General features: G+C 46.6%; 21 protein-coding genes and 1 pseudogene. 15 read left to right on the top strand and 7 right to left on the bottom strand.

Annotated features, from left to right (window positions below; translation table 11 throughout):
• Window positions 1-18 precede the first annotated feature (18 nt).
• Window positions 19-255 (top strand): hypothetical protein, encoded by a 237-nt coding sequence (locus tag NDI35_RS25155; RefSeq protein WP_445315100.1) that lies wholly within the window; start codon window positions 19-21, stop codon window positions 253-255.
• Window positions 243-686: a type II toxin-antitoxin system VapC family toxin gene (locus tag NDI35_RS25150; protein ID WP_445315099.1), complete on the top strand. Its 444-nt coding sequence runs from the start codon at window positions 243-245 to the stop codon at window positions 684-686. Before NDI35_RS25155 ends, NDI35_RS25150 begins: the two co-directional genes overlap by 13 nt.
• A gap of 211 nt (window positions 687-897) precedes the next feature.
• Here NDI35_RS25150 and NDI35_RS25145 read toward each other — a convergent pair whose 3' ends face one another.
• Window positions 898-2,625, bottom strand: a complete 1,728-nt coding sequence (locus NDI35_RS25145) for an ABC transporter ATP-binding protein (protein WP_445315098.1) — start codon at window positions 2,623-2,625, stop codon at window positions 898-900.
• 307 nt (window positions 2,626-2,932) lie between these two features.
• On the bottom strand, window positions 2,933-3,325 hold the full coding sequence (locus NDI35_RS25140) for an FxLYD domain-containing protein (RefSeq protein WP_445315097.1): 393 nt from the start codon (window positions 3,323-3,325) through the stop codon (window positions 2,933-2,935).
• Between the two features lie 232 nt (window positions 3,326-3,557).
• Between NDI35_RS25140 and NDI35_RS25135 the strand changes: the two genes are divergently transcribed.
• The gene (locus tag NDI35_RS25135) at window positions 3,558-4,313 is read left to right on the top strand and encodes a Uma2 family endonuclease (RefSeq protein ID WP_445315096.1); all 756 of its coding nucleotides are present in this window, start codon (window positions 3,558-3,560) and stop codon (window positions 4,311-4,313) included.
• A gap of 130 nt (window positions 4,314-4,443) precedes the next feature.
• On the opposite strand, the gene NDI35_RS25130 is transcribed toward NDI35_RS25135, so the two are convergent.
• Complete coding sequence (locus NDI35_RS25130; RefSeq protein ID WP_445315095.1) at window positions 4,444-6,147, bottom strand: flavin monoamine oxidase family protein; 1,704 nt, start codon at window positions 6,145-6,147, stop codon at window positions 4,444-4,446.
• Between the two features lie 93 nt (window positions 6,148-6,240).
• Between NDI35_RS25130 and NDI35_RS25125 the strand changes: the two genes are divergently transcribed.
• A complete protein-coding gene (locus NDI35_RS25125) occupies window positions 6,241-7,152 on the top strand; it encodes a PPC domain-containing protein (RefSeq protein WP_445315094.1) in 912 nt (303 codons plus the stop codon).
• Between the two features lie 284 nt (window positions 7,153-7,436).
• On the opposite strand, the gene NDI35_RS25120 is transcribed toward NDI35_RS25125, so the two are convergent.
• Both NDI35_RS25120 and ribD read right to left on the bottom strand, forming a co-directional pair.
• Entirely contained in the window at window positions 7,437-8,048 is a 612-nt protein-coding gene (locus NDI35_RS25120) for a hypothetical protein (RefSeq protein ID WP_445315093.1), read from the bottom strand.
• Between the two features lie 52 nt (window positions 8,049-8,100).
• Window positions 8,101-9,276 (bottom strand): bifunctional diaminohydroxyphosphoribosylaminopyrimidine deaminase/5-amino-6-(5-phosphoribosylamino)uracil reductase RibD, encoded by a 1,176-nt coding sequence (gene ribD, locus NDI35_RS25115; RefSeq protein WP_445315092.1) that lies wholly within the window; start codon window positions 9,274-9,276, stop codon window positions 8,101-8,103.
• A 119-nt stretch (window positions 9,277-9,395) separates the two neighbouring features.
• Here ribD and NDI35_RS25110 point away from each other — a divergent pair.
• The 4 genes and pseudogenes from NDI35_RS25110 to NDI35_RS25095 all read left to right on the top strand — a co-directional run bounded on the left by NDI35_RS25110 (window position 9,396) and on the right by NDI35_RS25095 (window position 12,386).
• Window positions 9,396-10,667, top strand: a pseudogene (locus NDI35_RS25110) (RNA-guided endonuclease InsQ/TnpB family protein).
• Window positions 10,668-10,688: 21 nt separating this feature from the next.
• Window positions 10,689-10,925, top strand: coding sequence for a hypothetical protein (locus NDI35_RS25105; protein WP_445315091.1), 237 nt, complete (start codon window positions 10,689-10,691; stop codon window positions 10,923-10,925).
• A 74-nt stretch (window positions 10,926-10,999) separates the two neighbouring features.
• The gene (locus tag NDI35_RS25100; RefSeq protein WP_445315090.1) at window positions 11,000-11,860 is read left to right on the top strand and encodes an FAD-binding domain-containing protein; all 861 of its coding nucleotides are present in this window, start codon (window positions 11,000-11,002) and stop codon (window positions 11,858-11,860) included.
• 112 nt (window positions 11,861-11,972) lie between these two features.
• Window positions 11,973-12,386, top strand: coding sequence for a hypothetical protein (locus tag NDI35_RS25095; protein WP_445315089.1), 414 nt, complete (start codon window positions 11,973-11,975; stop codon window positions 12,384-12,386).
• On the opposite strand, the gene NDI35_RS25090 is transcribed toward NDI35_RS25095, so the two are convergent.
• Complete coding sequence (locus tag NDI35_RS25090; RefSeq protein WP_445315088.1) at window positions 12,383-12,556, bottom strand: hypothetical protein; 174 nt, start codon at window positions 12,554-12,556, stop codon at window positions 12,383-12,385. The genes NDI35_RS25095 and NDI35_RS25090 overlap by 4 nt on opposite strands.
• A complete protein-coding gene (locus tag NDI35_RS25085) occupies window positions 12,526-13,065 on the bottom strand; it encodes a cyclic nucleotide-binding domain-containing protein (RefSeq protein ID WP_445315087.1) in 540 nt (179 codons plus the stop codon). Before NDI35_RS25085 ends, NDI35_RS25090 begins: the two co-directional genes overlap by 31 nt.
• A 148-nt stretch (window positions 13,066-13,213) precedes the next feature.
• On the opposite strand from NDI35_RS25085, the gene NDI35_RS25080 reads away from it, so the two are divergent.
• The 7 genes from NDI35_RS25080 to NDI35_RS25050 all read left to right on the top strand — a co-directional run bounded on the left by NDI35_RS25080 (window position 13,214) and on the right by NDI35_RS25050 (window position 24,679).
• Window positions 13,214-13,477 carry a hypothetical protein gene (locus NDI35_RS25080; protein ID WP_445315086.1) on the top strand — a complete coding sequence of 88 codons (264 nt, stop codon included), beginning with the start codon at window positions 13,214-13,216 and terminating at the stop codon, window positions 13,475-13,477.
• Window positions 13,478-13,794: 317 nt separating this feature from the next.
• Window positions 13,795-14,832, top strand: coding sequence for a hypothetical protein (locus tag NDI35_RS25075; protein ID WP_445315085.1), 1,038 nt, complete (start codon window positions 13,795-13,797; stop codon window positions 14,830-14,832).
• A 281-nt stretch (window positions 14,833-15,113) separates the two neighbouring features.
• Complete coding sequence (locus tag NDI35_RS25070) at window positions 15,114-15,443, top strand: hypothetical protein (protein ID WP_445315107.1); 330 nt, start codon at window positions 15,114-15,116, stop codon at window positions 15,441-15,443.
• The gene (locus tag NDI35_RS25065) at window positions 15,436-15,777 is read left to right on the top strand and encodes a type II toxin-antitoxin system PemK/MazF family toxin (protein WP_445315084.1); all 342 of its coding nucleotides are present in this window, start codon (window positions 15,436-15,438) and stop codon (window positions 15,775-15,777) included. The genes NDI35_RS25070 and NDI35_RS25065 overlap by 8 nt, the downstream gene beginning before the upstream one ends.
• A gap of 64 nt (window positions 15,778-15,841) precedes the next feature.
• Window positions 15,842-18,961: an AAA family ATPase gene (locus NDI35_RS25060; protein WP_445315083.1), complete on the top strand. Its 3,120-nt coding sequence runs from the start codon at window positions 15,842-15,844 to the stop codon at window positions 18,959-18,961.
• Between the two features lie 375 nt (window positions 18,962-19,336).
• Window positions 19,337-22,645 carry a PAS domain-containing sensor histidine kinase gene (locus NDI35_RS25055; protein WP_445315082.1) on the top strand — a complete coding sequence of 1,103 codons (3,309 nt, stop codon included), beginning with the start codon at window positions 19,337-19,339 and terminating at the stop codon, window positions 22,643-22,645.
• A gap of 159 nt (window positions 22,646-22,804) precedes the next feature.
• Window positions 22,805-24,679 (top strand): adenylate/guanylate cyclase domain-containing protein, encoded by a 1,875-nt coding sequence (locus NDI35_RS25050; protein ID WP_445315081.1) that lies wholly within the window; start codon window positions 22,805-22,807, stop codon window positions 24,677-24,679.
• Window positions 24,680-24,742 lie beyond the last annotated feature (63 nt).

Genomic DNA, 24,742 nt, shown 5'->3' with positions numbered 1-24,742 from the left:
CATCGCCAAGGAGGAAATATGCAATCAGCAATACGGATTACCACCAAAGTTCTTGCAGGAAATAAACTTGAAATTCAAGTGCCGCCTGGATCTGTGGGCGAAGAGGTTGAAGTGTTTGTGATTATACCAGAAAAGCCTCCGGGGCGGCGTAAAGTGTTGGAATTGCTTACAGAAATCCGCAGCCGTCATGTTTCCAGAACTGTTGAAGAAATTGACCGGGAACTAGAAGAAGAAAGAAACTCATGGGACAACTAAACCTACCATCCTCTGCTACAATTTACTTGGATACACAAGTCATTATTTACACCGTTGAAGCTAACCAGAATTACTATTCGCTTCTTCAACCCTTGTGGCTGAAGTTTCAAACCGGTGAAATTGAACTTATGACCAGTGAATTGACGTTACTGGAAACCTTAGTTTTCCCTCTGAAAAATGCTAACACTATCTTAGTCAGTGACTACGAACAACTTTTATTATCCTCAGATATACAGCTAGTTCCCATCACTCAATCTGTACTGAGAACAGCAGCTAATTTAAGGGCTAATACCCATCTAAAAACCCCTGATGCTATTCATGCTGCGACAGCCATCAGTGAAGGTTGTACGCTGTTTCTCACCAATGACAATGGATTTCGTAATGTTCCCCATCTATCTGTTGTCATCCTGACTGATGTTTTGGCATCATAATCATAGGCGCTCGCATTCCCAAAGGAATGCTATTCTTCCCTTTGGATATATCTGAAAACCTGTTCAACCGTCAGGTTGAGTTCGGGGAAGGCAGATGACAAAATACGATTTCTGATAGGGCTTACCCACGGGTGGTCAGAAACCGGGTTTTTTACGAGAATACGTCGTTGAGGCCAGCAGAAACAGCCAAAAACCCGGTTTCTAAAGTAGCCTACTGACTAAACTGTTGAGCGTAGTAGCCAGCATAGCGATCGCCCTTTTCCAGCAACTCCTCGTGCGTCCCCGATTCGACAATTCTGCCTTTTTCCAAAACTAAAATGCGATCGGCTCTCCGCACAGTAGCCAAGCGGTGCGCGATAATAAACACAGTGCGATCGCGCATCAATCTTTCCAGCGCTTCCTGCACTAAACCTTCGGATTCCGAATCCAGCGCCGATGTCGCTTCATCCAAAATCAATATTCTGGGATCAAGCAAAACTGCACGGGCGATCGCAATTCTTTGTTTTTGTCCCCCAGATAAATTTACACCCCTTTCTCCTACCCAAGTGTGATAGCCGTCAGGAAACTCACTAATAAATTGATGAGCGTTAGCAATCTCCGCAGCTTTTTGCACATCTTTCAGTTCATAATAAGATCGACCAAAAGCGATATTTTGAGCAATCGTACCCGAAAAAAGAATAGTTTCCTGCGGTACAATGCCGATTTGCCGCCGCAGAGTATTTAAGGTGACATCTTGAATATCAATACCGTCAATTAAAATCTGTCCCGCTTGCGGATCGTAGAATCGTGGTAACAAGTTTACTAAAGTAGTTTTACCCGCACCGGATGCACCCACGAGAGCAATCATTTCTCCGGGAAGCACCAACAAACTCATGTTTTGCAGAATGGGTGTCTCTGAGTTATAGGCAAAATTAATATTGCGGTATTCGACTTTGCCTGTAACATGGGGAAGTTCGATCGCCCCCGGCTTTTCGACTACTGTTGGTTGAATTGCTAATAATTCAAAAATGCGATCGCTAGAAGCTTCTCCCTGCTTAAAATCCCCGTAATTAGCAGTTGTGATAGCGATCGGGTCAATTAAAAGTGCCACCCCTGCGATATAACTGATAAATTGAGTACCTGTGAGATTTCCTTGAGAAATTTGCCAACCTCCCAGGAAAAAAAGCAAAATCACGCTCATCGCTTCCAGAAAGCCAACTACAACGAACTGAAGAGCTTTTACTCTTTCTGACAAATACTTAGCGCGGCGGTTTTGTTCTGCTTCTTCTGCAAAGCGGGCAATTTCGTAGTCTTCAGCCACAAATGCTTTGATTAAACGAATGCCACTGAATACTTCTGTCAGCAAAGCGGATAAATCAGAGATGCGATTTTGACTTTGGCGCGAGTAACTCAGCAGTCTTTCGCCAAACCAGCCAATTAAAATAGCCATCAGCGGTGCAATAATTAATGCACCTAAAGTTAATTGCCAGTTGAGATAAATCATATATCCCAGAACCGCAATTAGCTGCAAAACACAAGGAATAAACTGATGAAAAAATTTATTTACGACTTCGCCAATGCGGTCAATATCTTCGGTGAGGCGGTAGGATAAGTCTCCGGTTTTGGCGGTTTCAAAGTAGCCGATATTGAGTTTTTGCAGGTGGGAGTAGACTTTTTTGCGAATTTCTAAAGCAATAGTCAAAGCAGCTTTTGCCATCAGCGTATCTTGACCGTACTGGGCTGTACCGCGAATTAGAAAGATAATGGCGCTGAGTGCAGCAATTTGAGCGAACCCTTGTAAATCTCCTTTGCCTATAAATTTGGCTGTTTCGCCAACTAGCCACGCTATAATTGGCCAAAATATGGTAAATACTACGGTACAAGCTAATGCTTTACCGATGGTTTGTTTTTGGGGACGGAGGTAGGGTAAGATTTGCCAGTATGTCGATCGAGTTTTCAAGATATTTTGCCCTCGCAAATTCTGTTTTTGGGGATCTCTGCAAGAATATTCAAACTTCGATCCCCCCTAACCCCCCTTAATAAGGGGGGGACAAGATTATTATTCAAAGTCCCCCTTTTGAAGGGGGATGTAGGGGGATCTCTGCGTAAGTCATAGAGATATCGGAGCCAGAATATGATAACAGCGATCGGACAAATCTCAACAATCATTCTTCACCAAAAGCATCCGGGATAGAAAGCCCCCGGATTTATCCGTGGGGTTCATTGTCCAATTCTTCAATCTAAAATCTAAAATCTAAAATCTAAAATCATTCTTGACCGTCGGCATGAGTCGCTAGTACCTTAGCCCCCGCGACAACTTCGCCCCGAAAGGCGGCTGACTGTCCGGGTGCAAGAGTAACTGGTTCAGCGTAGATAAATCCGTTGTCAATTAAATTGCCTGACTCGTCCAAAACTTCATAATTGACTTTGACATTCTTGATTATTTTGCACCCTTGATTAAGCACTTGACCGCTGAAAAATTTGCCGTCATAATTACTCGCAGCAATAGACACTTTCGCAGCGATGTTGGAACCGGGAATGCAAGTTTGGGAATTTCCTAACGCTGGCTGTTTCTCGCATAACTTGCCCAAGTCTACTGTTTTGCCGTCGGGGGTTTTCATGTAGCAAAACGGCTCATCAACTGGTAAAGTTTGAGCCATTGTATTTGTAAAGTCTGTAAGCAAAGGGCGAGCGGAGATCGGGGACATTAGCCAAATCGATAAAGCTCCTGATAAAGGTAAATAAATCATGTTTTTTCTGCTTTTTATGAAATAAATTATATAATATAATGCAGCTAAACTTTAGGCTAGCATATCTATATTTATGGCGCGCCTTGCTCACGCTGCATTGTGCTATGATAAGACATCAAACTTGAGAAAGTAAAGTAAAGTCATGGTCGTTACTCAAGATAACCCAGGACAAAAAACGTTAGAACTGATCGTAACGTGGGAGAAGTTGCCAGACGACTTCCAATTAGAAGAAAAACCAGTGGAGAATACAGGTCAACCGCTAATTGCTGGAGCACTGCGAGAAATCTTAGAACTGAGAGGATTGATCGGGCCACGAATGCTGATAGCCAGCAACTTTGGCATTTGCGCTACTGTCAACGGCGAGTTGGTAATCAAAGCACCAGATTGGGTTTATGTACCGTCGGTATTGCCCGCCGAATCGAGAAGAGACCGCAAAAGTTATACCCCAAACTTGGAAGGAGAAATTCCCACCATTGTCATGGAATTCTTGTCCGAAACAGACGGCGGTGAATATTCTGTCAAACGTACTTTTCCTCCGGGAAAGTGGTTTTTTTACGAACAAATTCTGCAAGTGCCAACTTACATCATTTTTGACCCAGAAACTGGCTTGCTGGAAGTATATCGCTTGCAAAATGGCAAATACGAATTAGAATTTCCCGACGCGGAAGGTCGCCACTGGATGGCAGATATTGGTTTGTATTTAGGAACGTGGCGAGGGGAGAAAGAACAGCGTTCAGGCTATTGGTTGCGCTGGTGGGATGAAGCAGGAAATCTGCTTTTATGGGGTGTAGAACAGTTAGCAGCAGAACGCCAGCGGGCCGATCGCGAACGTGAACGGGCCGAACGACTGGCTGAATATTTGCGCGATCGGGGAATTAACCCAGATGAGATTATTTGATAAGTTGTACGCCATAAGCTGTTGGGCATCTAAATTGTATTTTTGGGCGGGCTAGAAGCCCACCCCACAAGAATTAGATGCACGGGCTAGGAGCAACGGCAAACAAGCATTAAATACGCACCTTACGAGATTATCTAATACTCGGCTTTCTATTGCCAAGATTCCGGGCTCCGGGAACTTTCCGGCTGGGACGGCGACTGTTCAAACTGCTCGCAGTTCGAGCATTCAAAGCATCAGCAGAAGGTATCAAACCCAAGTCTTGCAAAATTTCAACAGCCGCCCTTTGTCCAGTTTCGCAACCGCCTTCCATGTAACCTTGATTTTCCAGCGAAGTGTGTTCCCCGGCAAAATATAAATTGCCAACTCGTTCGCCTTCAACCCCGTACATTTGCGTCCACTGTCCGACTAAATAGCAGGAATAAGAACCTTTAGAAAAGCGTTCTCCCGGCCAATAAGCTCGCACAGCTTTGCCCGATCGCAAATTTCTCACTCCGGGAAAAACTCTTTCAAATTGGTTCAAAAATCTTTGTGCTTGGTCTTCGGGAGTTCCGGCACCGATCGACAAACCCTGCTTTCCTCCTGTAAAATTAGTAACTAAACCGTTAGGAGTAGGAACAAAAGGCGTAGCTTCCCAGGTATTCTGGAATCCTAAATCGCTATAAACAGAAGCAGTCGATCGATAAGGTTCCCGCCAAATTCGGCTGCGGTAGCCGGTAATTAACTTAGAATTAGTACCGTAACCCAACTGCTCGATCGCCCTGCGCTTTGGTTGGGGCAAAGGTACGTTAATTCTAACGTCTCGCAGAGTGCTGAACGGCAAAGTTAACAAAACTCGCTCGTAAGTGCGCTCGAAGGCGCTTTGTCCCGATCGCAAATTTACCCGGTAGCGGCCATCCGGCAAAAGAGTAATCGCTTCCAAAACCGTCCCCGCCTCGATCGAACCAGACAATTGACCCGCCAAACGGTTGATAATTTGACTGTTGCCGCCGTCAATTTGATAACGCTCATCGCTGTTGCCGTACAATTCAAAACTGCCAGGTTCAGAACCGATTAAAAACAGCAGATTTAACGCCGACTGTTCTTCAGGATCTCGACCGTATTCCGTCGTGTAAGCAATGCGGAGTAACTGCCGGACAATCGTGCTAGTCTCAGCTTGATCTACATATTCAGCGATGGAAAGATTGTCCAATCTTTCCGCGGCTTCTGTAAAATCTTGATAGCTAATTTCATCGCCCACCGCCTCCAAATCAGCAGTAATTTTACTCGCTAGCGGCGCAAATTCTGCGATTAATTGCTCAAGAGAAAAGCGGCGCCCTTGAAAGAAAAAAGTATCCTTCACCAGTCCACTCTGCACTTGGGCTAAGTCGATCGCCCGCAAACCCAATTCCGTCGCCAGCGAGATTAAATTAGTGTGGCCGGTGTCAATAAATTCTCCCCCCAGATCCGCAGGAATCAGCGTTCCAGCCACCTTGGGAATAGTGCGAATCCGCCCCCCCACGCGGTTAGTTGCCTCGATTATATCGGCGCGCACACCCGCTTGACGCAAGCGATAAGCCGCCGTCAAACCCGCAATCCCCGCACCCACAACCAAAATCGGCGATCGTCCGCCCTGTTGAGCAAAAGCTCCCCCTCCCTCCCTGGTAAAAGTCGCAGCAGCCACAGCCCCCGCAGCAGCTAAGCCCCCGTGCAGCAAGCGGCGCCGAGATATGGGAGAATGGGGAATGCCAGCGCTCAGCATTCCCAGCAGTTCATCAGCCGGAATGCCCGTTTCCCTTGATTTCTGAGCAATACTCGCAGCGCGGCGCAGCATTGCCATCAGTCCAGATTTAGCCATAATTAAGACATCCTCACAAAACAAAACTTTGATGTAAACTGGATTCTCGATCGTGCACTTTCCAGACTAAAGTCCAGAGAGATTTTTTTAATAATGCTAACCCTCAGAACACTGTTCGACAGCAAATTTTATCTCGAAAACAACCCAGATGTCGCCGTAGCAGTTGCCAGAGGCACGGTATCGAGTCCCTTCGATCACTACCGGAAAATTGGCAAATTTGAAAATCGCGACCCGAATGCCCTGTTCGACGCCAGCTATTATTTAGACACCAATACAGATGTAGCGGTATCAGCCAAACTCAATGGCTTTTCAGCAGCCGATCACTTTATTAGATTCGGTCAATTTGAACGACGCAACCCCAACCCTTTCTTCGATGTTGGTTTCTATTTAGCAAGCAACCCAGATGTTCAGACAGCAGTCCAAACAAATCAATTTACCCCTTTTGAACACTACTTCAAAGCCGGTCAATTAGAAAACCGCAAAGCCAGCGTTTTCTTCGATCCCAGCTTTTATCTAGAAAAATATCCGCTGGTAGCAGCAGCAGTCCAAAGCGGCGCAGTTAAAAGTGCGATCGACCACTACATTCAATTCGGTCAACAAGAAGGACTGTTGAGCACTCTCCCCGATCCCGCCGACAATTTGAACGCAGCAAAAAGCCTAGGCATTCTCACAGAAATTCAAACTGCGAGCGATTTTGTGGGAGATGCAGAACCAGCCGACATTTACAGTTTCATCCTCAATACTCCCAGCCTTTTCAGTGTAACTGTTGACGGTTTGAGTGCAGATGTTGATGTTGAATTAATTCAAGATCTCAACGGCAACGGCGCAGTTGGATCAGACGACCTTATTGCTTCGTCTAACAATTTAGGCACGGCTTCAGAAACAATTGTCAGCAATGGGCCTTTACCTGCGGGGATTTATTTCGTCCGCGTTTCTCAATTTCAAGGCGATACAAATTATGACTTGAGATTGCTAGCCGCTCCTTCTCCCACGCCGCTTGTATGACAGGATGGTTTACAGTCGAAGGCAGAAAAAATTGGAAGGTGGAAGACAGAAGGCAGAATTAGAGAGAAATTTATAATTCAATAATTCTGCTGGTTTGTCAGTTGGAAGTTTTCCGGTTAATTGCTTATAATATAATAGTTTGTTGTCAGCTTTTTAAGAGAATAGAGGACTGAAATCCTCACTACAAACTTAATTATAATTTGTTGACCGGACGTGAGATAAAAAAAACAATTCTCTCTTCATTCTTCCATCTTTCATCTTTCATCTTCCTTAATGCCCAGGTTTCACTTATTAGTTGCTGGCCCGCTGGGAGAAGGCAAAGATTGAGCGGGTCTCGGAGGCCAATTAGAGCGACTTCTGGTTAGAGTAGTAGACACCAAAGCATAGCCCAAAACAGCAGGAAGGACGATCGCACTCAGAAACACGATCGCCGCAGCCCAACTCATCGCATTCGAGATCGGGCCGTAATGAGTGCGGTAAGGGTCAAACGTTGGTAAATTAGGCATCGGAGCGTCCCGCAGCGCGATCGGACGTTTGAACCGTACCCGCCTGTCGTCTAGCTTTTCGAGCAAAATCCAGCCAACTTGCGCCTCTTCTTGGCATAGCTTGTGAAAAATCGCAGGATTGCGGAACAAATCGTTGCTAGCCCGCACAATCTTGTACTCCCAAACCGTCAAATCAGCAGGATTGGACTCTGACTTGGGATTGCCCTTGGATCGCGCATTTTCAGGCGCATTAAAATTATCCTCTTGAGATTCGTACCGAGTCAAAACTTCCTCCTCCTCCTCGCATTTTTGCCCCGCATCCAATTGCTCGTGGTTCACCAAAAGACCCACAAGCGCAGCCTCCAAGCCGAGACTGCCAATCATCAAACTCCAAATCAGAATTTCAACCATAAAAGGAGTTAAAAGTTAAAAATCAAAAACTCAAAAGACTCGCTTTTAACTTTCAATCTTTAATTTTTAAATAGCCTTCTACCACACAATCTGCACCCACTGTGCGCCAAGAAACCCGCTCTAAAGTCAAAGCCTGAGTCATTGCCGAAAAGCCCAAATCTCCTACAGGAGTTGGAGCTCCTTGGCCACCGACAATTTTAGGAGCAATAAAAGCCATAATTTTTTGAACTGCACCCTCAGTAATTGCTTGAGCCGCCAAAGTGCCGCCACACTCCCAGAGTACAGAAAGAAAAGATCGATCGTACAAATAAGCCATAACATTAGTCGGTGTCAGAGGCGAGAGTTCCACAACTTCCACCCCTTTGGCGAGCAAAAATTCCTGAAATTCCGGGTTAACCCCAGGCTCAGTCAGCACCAAAGTAGCCGCCACAGAGGTTTCCCACAACCACGCCGACTTCGGCAAATCCAGAGTGCGGCTCATCACCACCCGCAGGGGATTATTCCTATCAGGCTGGTGGCTCGTCAGTAGGGGATTGTCTAGACGCACCGTATTTCCCCCAACAATCACAGCATCGCAGCCGACGCGCACCCGGTGTACCTCGCTGCGAGCCTCCTCGCCTGTCACCCAAGCGCTGTGGCCGCTACTGGTAGCAATTTTACCGTCCAAAGTCATTGCATATTTCAAAATTCCAAAAGGCCGGCGGTACAAAATCCGGTGCACAAAAGCCTCGTTGAGTTTTTGGCAAGCTTCCCCTTCCACTCCCGCCACCACTTCAATGCCAGCCTCTCGCAACCGAGCTAGCCCAGTTCCAGCTACCAAAGGATTCGGATCGACCATGCCAGCCACTACTTTTGCCACCTTGGCCTTAACTAAAGCTTCGGAACAGGGGGGAGTCCGGCCGTAGTGGTTGCAGGGTTCCAGGTTCACATAGACAGTCGCTCCTTCGGCGAGTTCCCCCGCTTCCCGGAGCGCAAAAACTTCGGCGTGAGGTTGACCCGCACCGGGATGAAACCCTTCGCCGACAATCTTGCCGTCTCGGACAATTACAGAACCGACAAGGGGGTTGGGTGCGGTTTTGCCCAGAGCGCGGCGAGCCAATTCTATGCAGCGGCGCATCATGGCTCGATCGAACTCTTGAACTTCGCTGTTTTCCAGTTGTTTTGTACCTTGCTGGTGTCCGTTAGCTAAGCTGGCGATCGCTTGAGCGTCCGCCGGAAAAGTTTCCATGAGATTTTGGTATTGTGAAACTTCAATAAGATTTTAAGCATCTATAAACAATAGTAGTATCATATAGTCATGAAAGTCAAATAAAGAACAATTAATAAATCAAAAAATGGGGACTATAAATGCAACTAGCAGAGAGGCATATTATTAAAACGACGGAACTCCGTTTCGCCCAGATTGATGAATTGGCCTTTAAATCGAAGAATCCCTACAATGCCGCCAACTACGTCATCCGTCAGAGTTTTGTCTATGGGTGGGGTTACATTAACTACAACGAGATGAACCGTTTGATGAAGTCTCATCAAGCATACAAGGCTTTACCAGCTAAGGTCAGCCAACAAATCTTGATGGTATTGGACAAGAATTGGAAATCGTTTTTTGAAGCAGTCAAAGCTTACAAAATTGATGACTCTAAATTCACGGGTCGCCCGAAGCTACCGAAGTACAAAGATAAAGTCAAAGGTCGAAACATTCTTGTCTATACAATTCAGGCAATTAGTATCAAAAAATTGCCGAAAGGAATCATCAAACTTTCGGGTACGGAAATCCTAATCAAGACCAAAGTAAATCCCGATCGGATTTGTCAAGTTAGACGGCTTCCCAAATGCGATTCTTATATAGTCGAGGTAATTTATAATCAACCGGAGTCCACCGTCAGCGACGATAAATCTATAGCTAGTATTGATTTAGGACTGAATAATGTGGTGGCGCTAACTTCAAATCAGCCTGGTTTTATCCCTCTCCTGATTAACGGGCGACCAGTGAAATCGATTAATCAGTTCTATAACAAACGTAAAGCCGAGTTACAATTTTAGTTAAAAGGAAGCCACAAGAGTTCACCTCGCATTCAGCGTTTAACTCGCTGTCGCCACCAAAAAGTCGATAATTACTTGCATCACGCCAGTCGATTGATAGTCGATCTTTTAGTTGCAAAACAAATTGGGACGCTAGTAGTTGGCAAGAATGCACAATGGAAAACCGAGATGGGCTTGGGAAAGCAAACCAATCAAAACTTTGTCAGCATTCCTCACGCTCAACTGATTGAAATGTTGGAATACAAGGCTCGATTGGTTGGAATTAAGGTGATCGTGCAAGAGGAATCTTACACCTCTATCTCAAGTTTCCTGAATCTAGATCCGATTCCTGTGTATGGGCATACTGGCGCTGATGATGTCGTATTTAGTGGTAAGCGAATCAAAAGAGGTTTGTACAAGACATCAGTTGGTCAATTAATTAATTCCGATATTAATGCTTCTTACAACCTCCTGAGAAAAGCACTCCCAAATGCGTTTAGCAATGGGATAGAGAGCTGCGTAGTTCAGCCGAGGCGGGTCAATCCGCTCAAAGTAAAAGTGAAGGGGGAGGGACTTAACGCCTCCCATGTCATGCAATAAATGACTATACTTTTACTAGCTATGATATCTATCCCTGAATCTACTGACTTTGATGCTAATTTTGGCTGCGAACCGATGATCAATTGCTGCTGGGGCAAACTGTACGTTACCACTGAGATATTGCACGATCGTCAATTAGCCTTTATGAACAGGCTTTCCGGCCTGTTCCACAAGAAAATTTATCTTTTGTGGAAGAGACCGGAAAGCCTGTTGCTGACAATGGTGCAAGATGTGAGTTACCAGGAGCGAAGGGTTTAGGGCGATCGACCCCGCACGCCCGATGATCGAATAGCTTTAACATTAAGAAAGAATTGCAGGCGCTTGAGAAAACAATGAGTCAGGACATGAAGCGGGAATTTGCCAGCCGCGACGAATTAATTGCCTACGTGCGTGAACAGTTCCCCGAAGCCGCTGGCCGGGACAGCAGCGTACCCCCAACCCCAGGCGGGCGGAAAGCAGCCGAGACAGCCCTGCAACAAATTGACCCCAGCAAATACGGCTCAACCCGCAATTTCCTCAACGGTGCGGTAACGCGCTTGTCGCCCTATTTGCGGTACGGGGTTTTGAGTCTTGCGGAAGTCCGGGATGCCGTACTGGAGAAGGTGCGGCATCGAGAAGAGGCCGTAAAACTTATCAACGAGTTGGGTTGGCGGGATTATTGGCAGCGACTGTACGCCGAATTGGGCAACGGGATTTGGCAAGACCGCGAACCCTACAAAACTGGTTACACTGCTAAAGATTACAGCGAAACTCTGCCGGAGGATGTCATCGAGGGCTCGACTGGTTTGGTTTGCATCGACAGTTTCAGCCGTGAGTTGCGAGAAACTGGTTATTTACATAATCACCAGCGGATGTGGACTGCGGCTTATCTGGTACACTGGCGCCGCGTGCGCTGGCAAGCCGGAGCTCGCTGGTTTTTGCAACATTTGCTAGATGGAGATCCGGCGAGCAATAATCTTTCTTGGCAGTGGGTAGCAAGCACTTTTAGTCACAAACCTTATTTTTTTAATCGGGAAAATTTGGAGCGTTACACTAAGGCGGTTTATTGTCGCGATTGTCCTTTTTATGGGCAATGCGATTTTGAGGGAACTTACGAATATTTGGAAGGGCAGTTGTTTCCTCATGGAGAAAAGGTCGATCGTAGCGGCGGTTCTAAAAGTTGGCAAGGATCTAAAAAAGGTCGCACAAATTAAAAAGTCAGTTAACTGTTGACTGTTGTCAGTTGTCATAAGTTAACAGTTAACCGTCAACAGTTAACCGTCAACAGTTAACAGTTAACAGTCAACCGTCAACAATTACTAATTTATGAACAATCCGATTATTTGGCTGCACGGCGACTGTTTGAGTCCTGAAGGCCCGGCTTTTCAAGCGCACCCAGAGGCACCGGCAATCTGGGTTTGGGATGATGCGCTGATTGATGAATGGCAGTTGAGTCTCAAACGAATGGTGTTTATTTACGAATGTTTGCTGGAGTTGCCGGTAGTTATTCGGCGGGGCGATGTGGCTGCCGAAGTTATCGCTTTTGCGATCGAATCCGGCGCAAATCAAGTGGTAACTGCGGAAAGCCCCAGTCCTCGGTTTCAGGATATTTGCCGGGAAATTAAGATCTCGCACCCTGTAGAAGTTTTGCCACCCGAAGCCTTTGTCCGCTACGATGGTTACATTGATTTGAAGCGTTTTTCCCGCTATTGGCGCGTCGCTGAAAAATATGTTTTCTAATTGGGAATTGGGAATTGGTAATTGGAAATAGGTGTTTTTTTCTCTTCTTCCTTCTTCCCTCTTCCCTCTTCCTTCTTCCTGAAATCCGTTACATCCGTTACATCTTGTACAGTGCTCGTTGCCGAACTTCCCTCTTCCTTCAACACCCCTTCAAACGCTGCAACAGCCATTGAAATCTCGATTCAGCCAAATCGGGATTTTCGACATTTTCCGGGATAGCGCCCTCGTCGTCTGGCTCTTGATATATTAAACCATCACTATCATCGCCGAATCGTTTGACTGTACCCCGCAGTCTCGACGACAGAAATTTGGTAATTGCCCGATAAAACCGCAGGGAAAAAAGCACGTCTTGCTCTAGTTTTTCAGTTAGCAGCCGCCGGGGAATTGACAGGATGAGGCACTCTTCAATTGCCGTGACACTAGCAGAAGGAAGCCTCCCGTCTACAAAAGACATTTCGCCCAAAACTTCCCCGGCAATAATTTTTCCAATTTCTTTGTCGCCCAAAGATGATACAGCAACGCTCAAAGTTCCCTCCAGAACTATGTACAGGGCGTCTAAGGGCTTACCTTCGGCGATCAGGGTTGTGCCGGGGAGGACTTGGGTGCGGGTGCCGTTGGCGAGCATCCAATCGATGTCGCGATCGCTCAATTCGCCTAATATGACTAGAACTTTGCTCATAAAGTCAGGTTGAGATCAGATAATTTGTATTTTTTTACTTGTTTACTTGCGTACTGTTGTTAGATGGTCAGACCCTGAGCGAAAGCGAAGGCTAAACTTTACAAATAGAACACTAAATTTTACACAATTTTCATAATATTCAGTAATTTTGACACGATCGACCCACAAATATTTCTCGGATCGGTGGTATTATTCTACATTAATTGTCATGGACTGTGCAGCAGCCGATCGCGTTGTTTTAACTGGACTTGCTTTGGACGGCGGGGCTGCCAAAACTGTTTTGAAAGCTTGTTGTCTCTTGATTTCGAGCGGGTGCGCCCTCAAAAACCGGATTTTTTCGGCATGGCTGCGAGTGCAGCGCCCCCAAGTACAGTATTGTAGAATGCAAGCGAGGCGCACGATCGACCTCTAAATTAAACAGGAGCAAGGGTGCAATCATCCTTAGGATTGATTTTTAGCCGATCGATAGGTAAATTAAATTAGCCTCTAAACCGGCCGTCAGTTCTTAAATCTAATCAGCTTGAGAGTTGACTCTTCAACGGTTGAGTGCCAATCTAGGAACAACACAACTCATATTTGTGTCTTTTTTTAGCAAAGCTCTCCACGGTCGCCCTCAAACACTTACACTTTTAACACACGGTTCATTGAGGAGTTTCTATGAATAGTCTGTTTTCCAAGTCTACTTTCGCGTTAATAAATCTTGCAGCTTTAGCTGTTTGTTGCAGTACCATGTCAGCGAAAGCTGAAACTGGCAACTTGCCCGATGTCGCTACAACTGCAACAATAGCGGCTCAAAATATTGACCAAACTTCTGAGCCGACAGCAACTTCAGCAGTTAAAGCCGACGCAGAAACAACGGCTAGTAATAAAAAAATTGATTCTATCAGTTGGAGCGAACTAGCAGAATCTGCAGAGCCAGTCGCCTCCGAACCTGCAGCCAACTTGCAAGTATCTACTGCTGCACCCGAAAAATCCGAAGCAGCAACATCTGAAATTGCTGAGACAGAAACTGCGCCAAATACCTCCATTGCTGCTGAGACTGAAAAGTCGGAAGAAACCGCTAAAATTGCTGATAATAGCGTCAAAGTGCAGTCAACAGTCGAGACTGCCAAAAAGAGCGATCGACCTACCTCTATTGTTGCTCAGAGCAATAATCTGGAAGTAACAGCAACGAAGGAAGAAAAAGAAGTCCAAACAGCACAAGAATTGTTGAGCAATCCTGTCAGCACTTCCGCCTCAGCTTTGACAAACCAACCGAAAGTTGCTGAAAAACCGGCAACTCCCTCAGAAGCAACTGAAGAAGTGGCTCAGGGAACTCAAATCCGACCAGGCCGAGCAACCCGTTCTGGACCCAGCTACATCGGCATTGGCGGCAATCTAGGTTTTGGCGGAGATACAGCTTTAGGCGACGGTTCATTTGCGATTATTAGCAAAATCGGTTTGACGAACAATTTGTCGGTGAGACCGACTGTTTTGTTCCGCGACAACTTAACTGTTCTAGTTCCCGTTACCTTCGATTTTGTATCTCAAGAAACCGTCGAACTCAGCGATGATTTTGTGATTACTGCTGCTCCTTATGCAGGTGCTGGCGTGATAGTTTCTACCGGCGATGACGGTCATTTTGGCTTCCTGATTTCGGGCGGTGTAGATGTGCCACTGTCGAGAAATTTTACAGCAACAGCGGGACTGAATGTTGGTTTTGTCGATGGAGCTGAAGTGGGATTGTTAGTCGGTGTCGGCTATACGTTCCCTAATGTTGTCAGGTAGTGTTGCTGTTTGAGCAAACGCAGGACAAATAAATAGGCGTGGGGTTGGCTGTAGGAATACAGTCAACCCTTTTTGATGATGGAAAGTCTGCCAATTCGATCGATGTAGGGTACGCCACCAGCAGAGAGCGCCGAGATTGATTTTTATGAAAGATATAATAATGGTGCGATCGATCTTATATCTTGCACCATTTTCAATAAGCTTTTTAGGGACGGGCAGGATGCCCATCCCACAATCAAATTCACTCTTTGTGGAACAGGCCGGAAAGCCTGTTCTTGAAAATGGTGCAAGATATGGGATCGATCGCACTTTCTCACCCACCACCCGAAAAAACCGTGACTAAAACAGAAATCTTAGCAGCACTCAAAAACCTGACAGCAGAAGAACGCCTAGAAATCATTGAAGCAGCTTCGCGGATGATGCGCGAAGAAATAGAAGAAAAAGCCCAGCGCAAAGCCGAGAGAAAGCGGAGACTCAGAGCCGCCGCAGAAGCAGCAGTCAAAGATTATATGCCGGGAGGTGCTTTACATGATTTGTGGTCGGCTGATAGCGAACCTTATTTTGAATCCGAGGAAGAATACCTTAACGCAGGGATAAAAACTAATGCGTAGAGGCGAAATCTGGCTGGTTGCGCTTGAACCTACTGTGGGCGCCGAAATGGGCAAAACCCGTCCGGTAGTAATTGTCAGTGATGAAACGGTTGGAATTTTGCTGCTTGAAGTTATTGTTCCCATCACTGACTGGAAAGAGCGATACACCGAGAGAAATTGGATGGTTCGACTAGAACCCAGCGACGAAAATGGCTTGACTAAAGTCTCCGCCGCCGATACTTTTCAAGTCCGTTCCGTCTCGCAACAAAGATTTGTCCGACAACTCGGAACCCTGTCCGAGACAATTATGGAAGAAATTGCAGAAGCACTGACAATTGTTCTGGAACTGGATTGAATAACTAGGCAACAGCGTACAAATAGTGTTATTTATAGATAGATTGTATGGCGCGATGGCCTAAATGATTCCTATACAACTTACACTCAAAAATTTTCTCAGCTATCGCGAAGCTGCTTTAGACTTTCGCGGCCTGCACACCGCTTGCATTTGCGGGCCTAACGGTGCTGGCAAATCCTCCCTCTTAGAAGCCATATCCTGGGCACTTTGGGGCTGTTGCCGCAGCGATACAGAAGACGATATCATCCATATCGGCGAAACTGATGTGCGCGTTGATTTCACTTTCTCCATCGGCGGCCAAATCTACCGGGTGATTCGCAACCGCCGACGCGGACAATCGGGAAGTTTGGAATTTCAAGTCAGCTTGAATTCTGCCGAGAGTGAGGAAAAACTTAATTTTCGCACCCTCACAGACAAAGGTCTGAGAACCACTCAGCAAAAAATCCTCGAACACATCAAACTAGATTACGATACGTTCATCAACTCGGCGTATTTGCGGCAGGGGCGAGCTGATGAATTTATGCTCAAAAAGCCGATCGAACGCAAACAAGTTTTAGCCAACCTGCTCAAGCTCGACTCCTACGATACTTTATCCGAACAAGCCAAGGATACCTCCAAACAATTTAAAGCTCAAGTCGAAGTGCTCAAACAGAGTTTGCTAACCGTACAAGAGCAACTGCAACAAAAAGAGACGATCGCCTCAGAACAAACTCAATTGCAGCAAGCAACCGATTTGCTTCAGCAGCAGCAGCAAGCAGACACAACCGAGTTACAGCAACTGCAACTCCAGCACCACAACCGCCAAACTTGGCAAAAACTCCTCGCCGGCCACCAGCAACAGCACTACAATATCACTCAAGAATGCCGCCGCTTGCAGCAAGAACTCAGCGCAGCAAAACAGCAGCAAAATGAGCTACAAGCCCTCCTAGGGCAAGAAAAGGAAATAACAGCAGGCATCGCGTATTTCCAGAGCTTGCAAGCCACAGAAGAGACTCTGGCTGGCAAATTTAAAGCTAACCAACAAGCCCAAAATCAGCGCCAGCAATTACAAGAACAGCAGCGGCAAGAACTGAGCTTTTTGCAAAGCAAAATTCAGCAGTTGCAAGCTCAATTAGAGGTTTTAGAACAAGATGAAAAAGATGTTCTGGAAATTCTCAAACAGCAGCCGGATGTTGACAAAGGACTCGCACAGTTGCAAGCAGTTCGATCGCGCCTCAACGAACTAGAGCAACTGCAACTGCAAGTTTCGCCACTGCTACAACAGCAGCAGCAAAAGCAACAAAAGCTCGATCGCGCCCGCGCCGGTTTAACCGCCCGCTTAGAGGAAATCAACCGACAGGTACAAGTTCAGCAGCAAAAGCGACAGCCGCAATTACAGCAGGAAATCTCCGCCATCGGCAATCAAATTTTGCAGTTGGAAAACAAGCGAGTTTATCAGCAGCGAGTGCGAGAAAAAGGTCAAGAAAGGCACGACTTTCTAGGAAACCTGCAAGCCAAAAGCCGCGACTATCAAACCAGACTCGCCGAGATCGACCAAAAACTGCAACTGCTGCGGAAACATGAAGGAGAAACCAGCGCGGGTGAAGGTAAAGCCTCGAATTTTGCCGAAAACGAGCCATCGAATTCGCCTTTAATGGTGCGAGATACAAATTTTGGCAATTGTCCTTTGTGCGATCGACCTTTAGACGAACACTACTGGAATTTGGTAGTCACAAAACACCACACCCAACAGCAGGAAATCTGGAACCAATTGTGGGTTGTGCGCGAACAGTTGGCCGTCTCCGAGCGCGAAATTCAAGTTCTCAGACATGAATACCGCGAACTAGAAGAGGAATTAGCGCCCTACCAAGAATTGCGCGAACGCCGCAGCCATTTGCAAGCACAATTAGATAGCCTGGGCCAAGATGAAAACCGACTGCAAAGTATGCGTCAAGACGCGGCAGAAATAGAGCGGTTGCTACGCACCGGCGAGTATGCAGCCGAGGATTTGGGCGAACTCCAGCAAATCGAACAGCAACTGCAACAGCTCAATTACAGCGATCGCAGCCACTCCCTCGCCCGCAGCGATGAAAAGCGCTTGCGGTGGGCGGAAATTAAGCAAGCTCAAATCAAAGATGCTCAGCAGAAACTCAATAAAATTAATGCCCGCCGCCCAGATTTGCAAACTCAATTAGCCACCGTACAGCAACAGTTAGAACAGCAAAAAAATAGCTCGGAAATACAGCAGCAAATTCTGTCTTTAGATAGATACATTGCGGAAATTGGCTATAATTTGGAACAGCACGAACACGTGCGGAGCGAAATGCGCCGATCGCAGTTTTGGATTGCGCGCGCCGAAAAATTGCGATCGGCAACTGTGCAGTACCCGCAAGTGCAGCAGCGGGTTAATGAAATAGCAAATTCCATCGCAGTGCGCGATCGAGATTTGCAAGCTGTCAGCGCTCAAACTTCAGCGATGAACCAGCAATTGCAAGAACATCCCGATCCCACAGCCAGAATAAGTGCGATCGAACAGCAAATCAGTCGCCGCCGCCAGCAGCTAGACCAACATTTGGGAAGTCTCGGACGCCTCCAGCAGCAGCAGCAAAATCTGGAAACTCTGCAAGTTCAGCTAGTAGCTCAAAAAGAGCAAATGCAAGTTGCCAAACGCCAGCAGCGAGTTTATCAAGAGTTGGGTCAAGCATTTGGTAAAAACGGCATTCAAGCTTTAATGATTGAAAATGTTTTGCCTCAACTCGAAGCTGAAACCAATCAGATATTGTCGAGATTGAGCGCGAATCAATTGCACGTTCAATTTATTACTCAGCGGGCGGCTGCTTCTAAAAAAGCAACTAAATTGATTGACACTTTAGACATTTTAATTGCTGATGCTCGCGGTACTCGCGCCTACGAAACTTACTCGGGCGGTGAAGCTTTTCGGATTAATTTTGCGATTCGGCTGGCGCTGGCGAGACTGCTGTCTCAGCGGGCGGGCACGGCTTTACAAATGTTGATTATTGATGAGGGGTTCGGGACTCAGGATGCTGAAGGGTGCGATCGACTGATTGCTGCAATTAATGCGATCGCCTCCGACTTCGCCTGCATCCTCACCGTTACCCATATGCCCCACCTGAAAGAAGCTTTTCAAGCCAGAATTGAAGTAAGCAAAACTGCTCAGGGTTCTTGCATCAACTTGTCAATTTAAAAGGGGTGACGAGCCGGATGGAAGGAGGAGAAAAAAAAAAGTTGAAAATATCAGTATATTCATCTTCTGTTTTCTTTCCGTCTTCGGTATTTTCACCTTCTGTTTTCTGCATAAGTGCCGAATGCCTTCGGTTATACTACTTTTAAACCAGAAGGCAAATGTAGGCAAGCTTCAAACCATGATCTAATCAGTCATTGCCAATCTAAAATCTAAAATCTAAAATGGTATTACTCGTCTCCCTCGCGGGCTTTTTTGGGCTGCTGACTTTGTTAACAAGGCTAAATTAAAAATAAAATTATACAATAAGAATGGCTCAAGCTATTTATAATTTTTTATTGTTCTGTCCGCTCCCTGGGAATTTGGATATTGCCACAGATGACAACAGACTCTTTCAACCTGTCTCTCCTAGAACGGGCGATCGCAGCGTCGAGCAACAGCATCCTCATCGCGGATGCTCGCAAGCCTGACATACCTATTATCTACTGCAATCCTGCTTTTGAGAAACTGACCGGTTACAGTGCCGAAGAAGTTATTGGACGCAACTGCCGATTTTTGCAGGGCCCCGATACCGATCAGGCCGAATTAAATAAACTCCGCCGCAGCTTGGAAGCGGGAACGGAAATTCAGGTAGTTCTCAAAAATTATCGCAAAGACAAAACTCCTTTTTGGAACGAATTAATGGTTTCCCCCATCCTAGACAATGAGGGAAAATTAACTCATTTTATCGGAGTTCAGAACGATATTACCAAAAGAGTAGCAGCGGAAACAGCCAAGGAAGAAAGCGAAGAAAGATTGCGGGCGATCACCACTGTGACTCCCGTTCCCATGTCAATTACGCGCCTAGAAGACAGCGTAATTTTGTATGCAAATCCGGCCCTCGGAGAAAGTTTAGGTGTGAGTTACGAACAACTTGTCGGACGCAAAAAAATTGAACTTTATGCCAATATCAATGACCGCCGTCAATTGATAGAATTAGTCAAACAAAACGGCTTTAGCGACAGCGAAGAAATCTGCCTCAAAAAAGCAAATGGCAGTTTGTTTTGGGTAAAAATGTCGATGCGAGCGATTAATTTTAATGGCGAAGCCGCAATTTTATCAGCATTTTACGATATTACCGATCGCGTAGAAGCAGAAACAGCATTACGGCAAAGCGAAGCGAGGTTTCAAAAACTAGCCGCCAACGTTCCGGGAATGATTTATCAATTTCAGTTAGCAGCAGACGGCACTGTGTCATTTCCCTACGTCAGTTCCGGCTGTCGCGAGCTCTGGGAATTAGAACCAGAGGTACTCCAAAACTCAGCTATTCCCGCGATCGAAATGATTCATCCAGACGATGCGCCAAGCTTCCAGGAATCTGTTGCTATCTCAGCTAAAACTTTAGAGCCTTGGCGGTGGGAAGGCAGATTTGTTTTTCCGGGCGATCGGATTAAGTGGATTAGCGGGGCTTCGCGACCAGAACAGGGCGAAAAAGATAACATTATTTGGGACGGCTTGTTGATTGACATTAGCGATCGCAAACTTGCAGAATCAGCATTGCGGCAAAGCGAAGCCAGATTCCAAAAAATGGCCGCCAACGTGCCGGGAATGATTTATCAATACTTGCTGCATCCCGACGGTTCCGATGAATTCATTTATGCCAGTTCAGGCTGTTGGGAACTCTACGAATTAGAGCCAGAACAAATTCAAGAAAACTCCGGTTTAATGTGGTCAATGGTGCATCCAGAAGACCTAAAACCCATGTTAGAATCAGTCGCAATTTCCGGCGAAACTTTAAAACCTTGGATATATGAAGGGCGGATTGTAACCCGATCGGGAAAACTGAAATGGATTCGCGGCATCGCCCGCCCCGAACTGCAGCCTGGGGGCGATATACTGTGGGAAGGGGTGACAATCGACATCAGCGATCGCAAGCTAGCAGAAATCGCCCTCAGCGAGTCAAAAATCGCCCTGCAACAAGCCAATCAAGAACTAGAAAAGCGCGTCCAAGAACGCACGGAAGCCTTGGAAACCTCACAAAAAATGCTGTGGTTGGTAATCAATAACATTCCTCAGTTAATCGCCTGGAAAGATCGAGATTTAGTTTACTTGGGAGGCAACAAAAACTTTGCCAAAGTCGCAGGTTTCAATCACCCCAGTGAAATCGCCGGTCTCACCGACTTCGATATGCCCTGGAAGCCGGAAGAGACAGAATTTTTTCGAGCCTGCGACAGCCGCATCATGGCAACCAACACCCCAGAATATCACATCATAGAATCCAAAATGCAAGCCGACGGCACCCAGTGCTGTCTGGATACAAATAAAATACCTTTACACGACAATTCCGGCAATGTTGTCGGCATTTTGTCTACGTTTGAAGACATCACCGATAGGCTTTCACTAGCAGCTAAAGTCCGTGCCAGCGAAGAACTATTTCGCACAATTTTTGAAGATGCACCCATCGCTATCTACTTAGCTAATTTAGATGATAACAAGTTAGTACGAGTCAATAAAACTTACTGTGAAATGCTGGGATATACCGCAGCAGAATTGCTCGCCACAACATTTATTGAACTTGGGCATCCCGAAGATTCTCCAAAAAATGTCCAAGTTGCTGATTCTCTTAAACGGGGAGAAATTACTCACTATCAAATCGAACTCCGCCAGATTACCGCTACAGGTAAAATTGTTTGGGTAAATGTGACAGCTACTTTGATTCGAGACGGCGAAGGACAACCTATTTACAACTTAGGGATGATTGAAAATATAACCAATCGCAAAATTTCCGCCGCCGCACTCCAAGCTTCCGAATCTCAATTAAGAAAACAAGCCGCCCAATTGCAAGAAGCCTACGAAAAGCTACAAAACGCTCAAATCCAATTAGTTCAATCCGAAAAAATGTCGAGTCTCGGTCAGATGGTGGCTGGGATTGCCCACGAAATCAACAATCCAGCAACTTTTATTAACGGCAATATTTCTCATACATACAACTATTTTCACGATTTAATTGAACTGTTAAGTCTCTACCAGGAATGCTACCCGTCCCCAGTGCCTCAGATTGCTGAAAAAGTTAAGGACTTAGAGTTAGATTTTCTGAAGGAAGACTTGCCAAAAATGCTAAATTCCATGAGAGTAGGAGTAGAAAGAATCAGTAATATTGTGTTGTCGCTGCGGAACTTTTCGCGATTGGATGAATCAGAAATGAAGTTGGTAGACGTTCATGAAGGAATTGACAGTACACTGTTAATTTTGCAGCACAGGTTGCATCAGGCAAGTATAAAAAGCGGGATTGAAGTTATTAAAGAATACGGAAAAACATCGAAAATATACTGTTGTGCGGGGCAGTTAAACCAGGTATTTCTAAATATTATCAGCAATGCGATCGACGCTCTAGAAAACCAACCGGAACCTCGGACGATCGTGATTCGCACCCTCATGAAAAAAGCTGACCTGAAAAGCCACAGTAAAAACCAGGTCAGTGATTGCGATCGCATTGTAATTTGCATCGCCGACAGTGGCCCGGGAATGAGCGAAGACGTTCGCAAGCGACTATTTGACCCGTTCTTCACCACCAAGCCCGTAGGGGCTGGCACTGGCTTAGGATTATCCATCAGCCATCAGATTGTGGTAGAAAAACATAAGGGAAGCCTGCGGTGCATCTCAGCGCCCGGACAGGGAGCGGAATTCTGGATTGAAATCCCCTGCTGAGCGATCGTCCATTAATCTAAAAGTTTAAATATCTAACTTTTAATTCCCAATTGCCGTCGGTGCTTGAGTTATCAGGGTTTTGAATTAACCGCACTCAGAGGCCGGAAAAAATCGCACTCAGCGGTGTGCTAATCTGCTGCCCTTATTCGCTAGGCAATTATGCTGAAAAAACTACCTTTATCCTGGTCTCGCTACATTCCAGCCGGGTTGACGCTGGCTTTGGGTGTCGGGCTGTCGGTTTTGACATTCGCCTTGGTTTGGGACTGGGAAGACAAGCGCCGCGACTACGAAATGCACCGCCGCATTGACGATATTTCGATCGGCATCGAACGCCAGCTCAACTCCGACTTAGATACTGTTCTCGCCCTCAGCGACTACATGAAAGCCTTCAGCGCCGTCGAGCGTTCCTCTTTTGCTAGGTTTGTCGCCCGTCCCCTATCCGTCCACCCCAGCCTGCAACTCCTGGCTTGGGCCCCCCGCGTCCCCAATTCCGAACGGCGCAACTACGAAACCAAAGCTAGAACCGAAACAGAGCCCAGCTTCGAGATTACAGAGCGCGGCCCGCGAGGAGAACTCCGCAAGGCCCTCCAGCGTTCCGAATACTTCCCGGCTTTCTACGTCGAACCACCAGCCGGAAACGAGACAGTATTAGGCTTTGACCTCGCCTCCCACCCAGAAATCCGCGCCGCGCTCCATCGAGGGCGCGATACAGGAGAAATGATTGTCACCAACTACATCGGCTTAACTCAGGGCAATTCCCCGGAACTAGGTCTTTTGGCCATAGTTCCCATTTACGAAAACAGCAGTAACCCGACTACCCTGGAATCCCGTCGCCAACTGCTACAAGGATTTGTTCTGGGCGTATTTCGAGGCAAAGATATTTTCCAAACGTCTTTAAAAGGACGCAATACCGACTACCTCAATATTTATCTCGTTAGCGAGGCTCCAGACAAGCAAGAAGCAGCGCCACTGTTACCCCAAAGGGCCAACCCGCTTCTCAAAAATCTCCCTACTGAGAGGCAAATTCAGCAATTTGCGGTGCAGTTCCAATCGGCGAGCCAACAAGTGCTTCCAGCATCAGCCGCTGCGGCACCATCCCTGATGCAAAACTGCCCGATTCTTGACAATCCAGGCCCGAACTATACAGCTTGCAGAAGGCGGCTGAAAATTAGCGGCCGCCAGTGGTCTATGTACGTGTCGGCAACGCCGGAAATTCGCAGGCTTCGCAAACACTGGCGCTCTTGGGGAACTCTGACGATGGGGATGCTGTGGACTCTGATTCCGGTGACATATATGCTGACATCTTTGAGCCGCACGGCCCAAATAGAAAAGCTAGCCGGAGAAAGAATTCGCCAAGCCGAACAGTTGCAGGCTGCTTACCTACAGTTGGAACTCGAACAAGCTAAATCCGAGCAACTGCTGCTGAACGTTTTACCGGCTGCGATCGCCCTGCGTTTGAAGGACAATGAACACAATATCGCCGAAAGTTTTGCGGAAGTAACTGTGATGTTTGCCGACATTGTGGGGTTTACAGAGCTTTCGTCGAGAATTTCAGCGACGGCAGTGGTGGAAGTGCTCAACGATATTTTTTCGGCTTTTGACCACTTGGCCGATCGCCACGGTTTGGAGAAAATTAAGACTATTGGTGACGCTTACATGGTTGTCGGCGGTTTGCCTACGGCCAGAGAGGATCACGCCGAGGCGGTTGCGAACATGGCGATCGATATGCTGCATGAAATTAGGCTCCTGAGTTTAGAACATTCGGAACCTTTCAGCATTCGGATCGGGATTAGCAGTGGCCCTGTCGTTGCCGGCGTTATCGGCTTAAAAAAGTTTATTTACGACCTCTGGGGCGACACAGTAAATATTGCTTCGCGCATGGAATCCCACGGGATTACCGGCTGCATTCAAGTCACCGCCGAAACCTACGAATTATTAAAGGATAAATACACTTTTCAGAAGCGCGGCGCTATTCAAGTTAAGGGCAAGGGATACATGGTTACTTATTTGCTGACTGGGAAAAAAGATTATTAACTCAGCCCAAAAACGGATACAAGCCTCCGAATCCCCGATCGACTAAGACTTTCGATCGCAAAG

The organism is Microcoleus vaginatus FACHB-2002, from assembly GCF_040004035.1.
Classification (GTDB): Bacteria; Cyanobacteriota; Cyanobacteriia; order Cyanobacteriales; family Microcoleaceae; genus Microcoleus; species Microcoleus vaginatus_C.
Note: the sequence above shows the minus strand (reverse complement) of the source record. Positions and strands in the feature narration are given on the sequence as shown.